General features: G+C 68.5%; 7 protein-coding genes. 2 read left to right on the top strand and 5 right to left on the bottom strand.

Going from position 1 to position 6399, the window contains the following annotated elements; all coding sequences use genetic code 11:
• Positions 1–145: 145 nt before the first annotated feature.
• Positions 146–541 (bottom strand): superoxide dismutase, Ni, encoded by a 396-nt coding sequence (gene sodN, locus ACJA3G_RS27035; RefSeq protein WP_361386951.1) that lies wholly within the window; start codon positions 539–541, stop codon positions 146–148.
• Between the two features lie 166 nt (positions 542–707).
• On the opposite strand from sodN, the gene sodX reads away from it, so the two are divergent.
• Positions 708–1133, top strand: a complete 426-nt coding sequence (sodX, locus tag ACJA3G_RS27030; RefSeq protein WP_406555653.1) for a nickel-type superoxide dismutase maturation protease — start codon at positions 708–710, stop codon at positions 1131–1133.
• Here sodX and ACJA3G_RS27025 read toward each other — a convergent pair.
• The 4 genes from ACJA3G_RS27025 to ACJA3G_RS27010 all read right to left on the bottom strand — a co-directional run bounded on the left by ACJA3G_RS27025 (position 1037) and on the right by ACJA3G_RS27010 (position 4604).
• Positions 1037–1666: a CGNR zinc finger domain-containing protein gene (locus tag ACJA3G_RS27025; protein WP_406555652.1), complete on the bottom strand. Its 630-nt coding sequence runs from the start codon at positions 1664–1666 to the stop codon at positions 1037–1039. The two genes, sodX and ACJA3G_RS27025, sit on opposite strands and share 97 nt — an antisense overlap.
• 203 nt (positions 1667–1869) lie before the next feature.
• On the bottom strand, positions 1870–2631 hold the full coding sequence (locus ACJA3G_RS27020; protein WP_406555651.1) for an amino acid ABC transporter ATP-binding protein: 762 nt from the start codon (positions 2629–2631) through the stop codon (positions 1870–1872).
• Positions 2628–3569, bottom strand: coding sequence for an amino acid ABC transporter permease (locus tag ACJA3G_RS27015; protein ID WP_406555650.1), 942 nt, complete (start codon positions 3567–3569; stop codon positions 2628–2630). Before ACJA3G_RS27015 ends, ACJA3G_RS27020 begins: the two co-directional genes overlap by 4 nt.
• Before the next feature lie 72 nt (positions 3570–3641).
• Complete coding sequence (locus ACJA3G_RS27010) at positions 3642–4604, bottom strand: ABC transporter substrate-binding protein (RefSeq protein WP_406555649.1); 963 nt, start codon at positions 4602–4604, stop codon at positions 3642–3644.
• Between the two features lie 546 nt (positions 4605–5150).
• On the opposite strand from ACJA3G_RS27010, the gene ACJA3G_RS27005 reads away from it, so the two are divergent.
• On the top strand, positions 5151–6365 hold the full coding sequence (locus ACJA3G_RS27005) for an NADP-dependent malic enzyme (RefSeq protein ID WP_406555648.1): 1215 nt from the start codon (positions 5151–5153) through the stop codon (positions 6363–6365).
• Positions 6366–6399 lie beyond the last annotated feature (34 nt).

Genomic DNA, 6399 nt, shown 5'->3' with positions numbered 1-6399 from the left:
GGAGGGTGCCCGGGGGCGGCTGTGCGGGAAGGGGAAGGGCCCGGCCGGGGGACGAGAAGAGGCCCGACCGGGAACCCCGGACGGGCCTCTTCTCTGCCGTCGGCCCCGCGGCGAAACCGCGGAAACCGGCGTGGAACGGCCTGGTTCAGGCCTTCTTGGTCTCCCAGAAGATCCGGTCGATCTCGGCGATGAGCTCCAGCGCCTTCTCGCCCGTCTTCGGGTCCGTCGACGCCTTGGCGGCCGAGAGGGCCTTCAGGGTGTCGTTGACCAGCTGGTGCAGCTGGGGGTACTTCTCGAAGTGCGGGGGCTTGAAGTAGTCGCTCCAGAGCACCGAGACGTGGTGCTTGGCGAGCTCCGCGCGCTGCTCCTTGATGACCACGGCACGGGCACGGAAGTGCGCGTCCTCGTTGGCCTGGAACTTCTCCTGCACGGCCTTGACCGACTCGGCCTCGATACGGGCCTGGGCCGGGTCGTACACACCGCAGGGGAGGTCGCAGTGGGCGCTGACCTTCACCTTGGGGGCAAACAGGCGGGAAAGCATTGAGCTGTCCTTCCTCGTGATCGTCTTCTCAGGTGGGACATTACTCGGTGGAAGACGCGATTTCGCGAGTGCCCCCGGGGGCTTAGGACAAAAGTCCAGGGTCACCATGGGACTCGTGGCGGAACGTACCGTGGGAGTGGACCGGGTACCGGGAGGTGGGTGGCGGATGACGGATCAGGGGCGGGAGCCGAGGGTGCCGTTGGGGATCGCGGAGGTGACCGGGACCTCCATGGTGCCGACGCTGCTCCATGGGGATCAGCTGCTGGTGCACTACGGGAGCGAGTTCCGGGCGGGGGACATCGCGGTGCTGCGGCATCCGCTCCAGCAGGATCTGCTCATCGTCAAACGGCTGATCGAGCTGCGTGAGGGCGGCTGGTGGGTGCTCGGGGACAACCCGGACGACGAGGTCGTCGACAGCCGGGCGTTCGGCACCGTCCCCGGTGAGCTGGTGCTCGGGCGGGTGCGTGCCCGCTACCGGCCGCTGACGCGCGGGCGTCAGCGCTCGGTGGCGGTGCTGCTGTCCTGGGCGGTCTCGGCGCTGCGGCCGGTGTTCGCGGACCGGTCGGTCTCCAGGCGCTTGCGCGCCCGGTAGGCGGCCACGTTCGCCCGGGTCGCGCACCGGTCGGAGCAGTAGCGCCGGGAGCGGTTGGTGGAGGTGTCCAGGTAGGCGTTGCGGCACGGGGCCGCCTGGCACAGCCCGAGGCGGTCCACCCCGTACTCGGTCAGATGGAACGCCAGGCCCATGGACGCGAGCGCCGCGTAGCCCGCCGTCGCGTTCGAGGTGTGGTCCGCGAGGTGCATGTGCCACAGCGGGCTGCCGTCCTCGTCCCGGTGGTCGTGGCCGGAGATCTGCGGGCTGACCGGGAACTCCAGGAGCAGGGAGTTGAGCAGGTCCACCGCCTGCTCCTCCTCGCCCGCGTCCGCCGCCTCGAAGACCGCGCGCAGCCGCGCCCGTACCGCCCGCAGCCGGGGCACGTCCGCCTCCGTCGCCCGGCGGGCCGTGGTCGACTCCGACGTGAAGAGCTCCCGGATCACCTCGACCGAGGTCAGGGAGTCCTTGTTACGGGCCGGCTCCTCGGTGTTGACCAGGCGGACGGCATAGTCCGAGTAATAGGCCAGTTCCACGTGTAATCCTTACGGCGGCAGCAGCGGCGTCAGTAACGGCTATATGCCATCCGAGGGTATTACGTGGGCGGCCCCGGCGGGGACGGACTCCACTACGCCGAACGGGGCGGTACGGGCTCCTCAGCCCGTACCGCCCCGTTCGGGGAATGCTGCGACCGGCCGCGGCGGCCCCGCGGCAGGGGGACGGCGTCCCCCGCGGAGCGCTAAAGCACCTTCGACAGGAACGACTTCGTGCGGTCGTGCTGCGGGTTGGTCAGGACGTCGCGCGGGTGTCCGGACTCGACCACCACACCGCCGTCCATGAAGACCAGCGAGTCGCCGACCTCGCGCGCGAAGCCCATCTCGTGGGTCACCACGATCATGGTCATACCGTCCTCGGCCAGGCCCCGCATGACGTCCAGGACGTCACCGACCAGCTCCGGGTCGAGCGCGGACGTCGGCTCGTCGAAGAGCATCAGCTTCGGCTCCATGGCCAGCGCACGGGCGATCGCCACGCGCTGCTGCTGGCCGCCGGAGAGCTGCGAGGGGTAGTTGCGCGCCTTGTCGGCCAGGCCGACCCGGTCGAGCAGCTTCTCCGCGCGCTCGCGCACCACCGCCTTGCTCTCGCCCCTGACCTGGATCGGCGCCTCCATGACGTTTTCCAGCGCCGTCATGTGCGGGAACAGGTTGAAGCGCTGGAAGACCATGCCGATGTCACGGCGCTTGAGCGCGACCTCGCTGTCCTTCAGCTCGTAGAGCTTGTCGCCCTTCTGGCGGTAGCCGACGAGCTCGCCGTCCACGTACAGCCGGCCGCCGTTGATCTTCTCCAGGTGGTTGATGCACCGCAGGAAGGTCGACTTGCCGGAGCCGGACGGGCCGATCAGGCAGAACACCTCGCCCTCGGCCACCTCCAGGTCGATGCCCTTGAGGACCTCGACGGGGCCGTAGGACTTGTGCACGCCTTCGGACTTCACCATGGCGGTCATCGGGTCACCGCCTTGGGGGTGCGACGGAACAGGGCCGCGTTGGCCTTGATCCGCTGGAACGGGGTGGGCGGGAGCGCTCGGGTGGAGCCGCGGGCGTAGTAGCGCTCCAGGTAGTACTGGCCGATCGAGAAGACCGTGGTCAGGATCAGGTACCAGGTGGCGGCCAGGAACAGCATCTCGACCGAGGCGCCGGAGGTCTGGCCGATGTCCTGTGCCTGCCGCAGCAGCTCGTAGAACTGCACCGCCGAGACCAGCGACGTGGTCTTCAGCATGTTGATGACCTCGTTGCCCGTCGGCGGCACGATCACGCGCATCGCCTGCGGGATCACGATCCGGCGCAGCGTCCTGCCGTGGCTCATGCCCAGTGCGTGGGCGGCCTCGGTCTGGCCCTCGTCGACCGCGAGCAGACCGGCCCGGCAGATCTCCGCCATGTACGCGGCCTCGTTCAGGCCGAGCCCGAGCAGCGCCGTGAGCAGCGGCGTCATGAACGAGGACCAGTAGTCCTTGTAGATCGGCCCGAGGTTGATGTACTCGAAGACCAGGCCCAGGTTGAACCAGACCATCAGCTGGACCAGGACCGGGGTGCCCCGGAAGAACCAGATGTAGAACCAGGCGATGGAGGACGTCACCGGGTTCTTCGACAGGCGCATCACGGCGAGCATGATGCCGCCGACGATGCCGATCGCCATGGACAGGACGGTCAGCAGCAGGGTCTGGCCGACGCCGTCGAGGATGCGGCTGTCGAAGAAGTAGTCGGGGATGGCACCCCAGTTGATCTTGCCCTGGCTGAACGCGTAGATGATCGCGGCGAGCAGGGCGATCGCGATCACCGCGGAGACGTACCGGCCGTAGTGGCGGACCGGGATCGCTTTGATGCTCTCCGGAGCGGCGGGGGGCGGGGTGTCCGCCGGCTCCGTCTTGTTGACGTCAACAGTCACGGGTGTTGCCTTTCAGAAGCCTTCGGGGGCTCCGCCCGGGGACGGGGCGGAGCGGGCCCGGAGCGGGGAGAATCAGACGCCGCCGTTGATCTTGGCTTCCTTCACGGCGCCGGCCTCGACGCCCCACTTCGCGACGACCTTGTCGTAGTCGCCGCTCTTGATGATCGCGTCGAGCGCCTCCTTGAGGGCGTCGCGCAGCTGCGTGTTGTCCTTGGCGACCGCGATGCCGTACGGAGCGGCCTCGACCTGCTCGCCGACGATCTGGAAGTCCTTGCCGCCGCCCGAGGTCTTCACCGCGTACGCGGCGACCGGGAAGTCGGAGGAGCCGGCGTCGGCGCCGCCGGAGCGCAGCCGGGTCTGGGCCTGCTGGTCGGTGTCGAAGGCCTCGATCGAGATCTTGCCCTTGTCGCCGCACTTCTCGGACTGCTTCTTGGCGAGGTCCTCGGAGACCGTGCCGCGCTGCACCACGATCTTCTTGCCACAGAGGTCGTCCCAGGTCTTGATGCCCTGGTCCTTGCCCTTCGCAGTGTAGATCGACACACCGGCGGTGAAGTAGTCCACGAAGTCGGCACCCTCGCCGACCTTCTTCTTCGTCGCCGAGTCGACGCCGTTCTGGCGGTCCTTGGTGTCCGTCATGGCCGACATGGCCATGTCGTACCGCTTGGCGCGCAGACCGGTGACCAGCGTGTCGAAGGTGCCGTTCTCGAACTGGAACTTCACACCCAGCTGCTTGCCCATGGCATCGGCGAGGTCCGGGTCGATACCGGCGGTCTTGCCGTCCTTGTCCTTGAATTCGACCGGCGCGTACGCGATGTCCGAGCCGACCTTGATGACGCCCTTGTCCTGAATGGCCTTGGGCAGCTTCGAGAACAGGGGGGCCTTGCTGGTGCCGGCGGAGCTGGCGCCGCCGTTGTCCTTGCTCTTCGTCTGGTCTCCGCAGCCGGTGAGCAGCAGGGCACCGGCGACCGCGATCGCGCCGACCGCGGCAATCCGGGACGAGGCGGCGGTCGTACGACGGGTGGTGCTTGCGGTCATGGTCGGGTTCCTCCGGCGGGTGATGGAGTTTGCCAGTGAGTGAACAGTGGGCCGCGGTGCCCGTCCTTGGGCGACACGACCGTGTTGTGTCGGCATCTTGCCATTCGGACCTGCTGAAACAGGGGGGCGCGCATGTCAAAATCGGATAACGGGTCACCCCCCAACCCCAACGGGCCGGTACATCAAGGCCGGACCATGTGCGGGTTTTGCCTTTCCGGGCCGGAAAATCTGCGGTTCATCTCGCGTTGTGGACACGTTTCATGCCGCATAGCTCACTTGTCCCGACATGCCGCTATGAGTCGTGTCACCACGGCGTTCCGCAGTCGAAATGGACTACTCGGCGCACCCCTCCGTCCGGTAAGAAGGATCCTTACACCCCTCATCCGGGGCTCAGGGCGCGTTGTGCGGCGCGCCCGCGCGTACGTACCTCCTCCCCGTGGGGCGGGCCAACCGCTTCCCGCGGGGAACGTACGTGGTGCCCACCCACCCCTCCTCAACAAGGAGTGGCCACCCTCAACTGATGAAGACTTAAGGGGTCAAATCAAAATGGCAGCGGAGATCGTCAATCCTCGCAGCGACAGCAGTACCGACGGAGCCTCCTCGGAGGAGCCCTTCGATCCGGCCTTCGCCCTGCACCGGGGCGGCAAGATGGCCGTGCAGGCCACCGTGCCCATCCGGGACCGGGACGACCTGTCCCTGGCCTACACGCCAGGTGTGGCGAAGGTGTGCACCGCGATCGCGGAGAACCCGGAACTGGTCCACGACTACACCTGGAAGTCCCAGGTCGTCGCCGTGGTCACGGACGGTACGGCCGTGCTCGGGCTGGGTGACATCGGCCCCGAGGCATCCCTCCCCGTGATGGAGGGCAAGGCCATCCTCTTCAAGCAGTTCGGCGGGGTCGACGCGGTGCCCATCGCGCTCGCGACCACCGACACGGACGAGATCATCGAGACGGTCGTGCGCCTGGCGCCGTCCTTCGGCGGAGTGAACCTGGAGGACATCTCGGCGCCGCGCTGCTTCGAGATCGAGCGCCGGCTCCAGGAAGCCCTGGACATCCCGGTCTTCCACGACGACCAGCACGGCACCGCCGTGGTCACCCTCGCGGCGCTGCGCAACGCGGCGAAGCTCACCGGGCGCACGCTCGGCCAGCTGCGGGGCGTGATCTCGGGCGCCGGCGCGGCCGGTGTGGCCATCGCCAAGTTCCTCCTGGAGGCGGGGCTGGGCGACGTGGCGGTCGCCGACCGCAAGGGCATTGTCAGCCGGGACCGCCAGGACCTGACCGACGTCAAGCGGGAGCTCGCGGAGCTCACGAACAAGGCGGGGCTGTCCGGCTCCCTGGAGACCGCGCTGGCCGGCGCGGACGTCTTCATCGGCGTCTCCGGCGGTACGGTCCCGGAGGCGGCGGTGGCCTCGATGGCGCCCGGCGCGTTCGTGTTCGCCATGGCCAACCCGAACCCGGAGGTCCACCCGGACATCGCGCACAAGTACGCGTCGGTGGTCGCCACGGGCCGGTCGGACTACCCGAACCAGATCAACAACGTGCTGGCGTTCCCGGGGATCTTCGCGGGCGCCCTCCAGGTGCGGGCCTCCCGGATCACCGAGGGGATGAAGATCGCGGCGGCGAACGCGCTGGCGGATGTGGTCGGCGACGACCTGGCCGCGGACTACGTGATCCCGTCGCCGTTCGACGAGCGGGTCGCACCGGCGGTCACCGCGGCGGTCGCGGCGGCGGCGCGGGCGGAGGGTGTGGCTCGGCGCTGACGGTACGGGGGGGGGTGCTGCCGCGGCACTGTGC

The sequence above is a fragment of the Streptomyces sp. YS-3 genome (genome assembly GCF_045257485.1).
Taxonomy (GTDB): domain Bacteria; phylum Actinomycetota; class Actinomycetes; order Streptomycetales; family Streptomycetaceae; genus Streptomyces.
Note: the sequence above shows the minus strand (reverse complement) of the source record. Positions and strands in the feature narration are given on the sequence as shown.

Bases quoted from the DNA above. Each gene is read 5' to 3' on its own strand.
- sodN (WP_361386951.1), bottom strand. From the start codon at position 541: ATGCTTTCCCGCCTGTTTGCCCCCAAGGTGAAGGTCAGCGCCCACTGC.
- ACJA3G_RS27010 (WP_406555649.1), bottom strand. From the start codon at position 4,604: ATGACCGCAAGCACCACCCGTCGTACGACCGCCGCCTCGTCCCGGATT.
- ACJA3G_RS27020 (WP_406555651.1), bottom strand. From the start codon at position 2,631: ATGACCGCCATGGTGAAGTCCGAAGGCGTGCACAAGTCCTACGGCCCC.
- ACJA3G_RS27005 (WP_406555648.1), top strand. From the start codon at position 5,151: ATGGCAGCGGAGATCGTCAATCCTCGCAGCGACAGCAGTACCGACGGA.
- sodX (WP_406555653.1), top strand. From the start codon at position 708: ATGACGGATCAGGGGCGGGAGCCGAGGGTGCCGTTGGGGATCGCGGAG.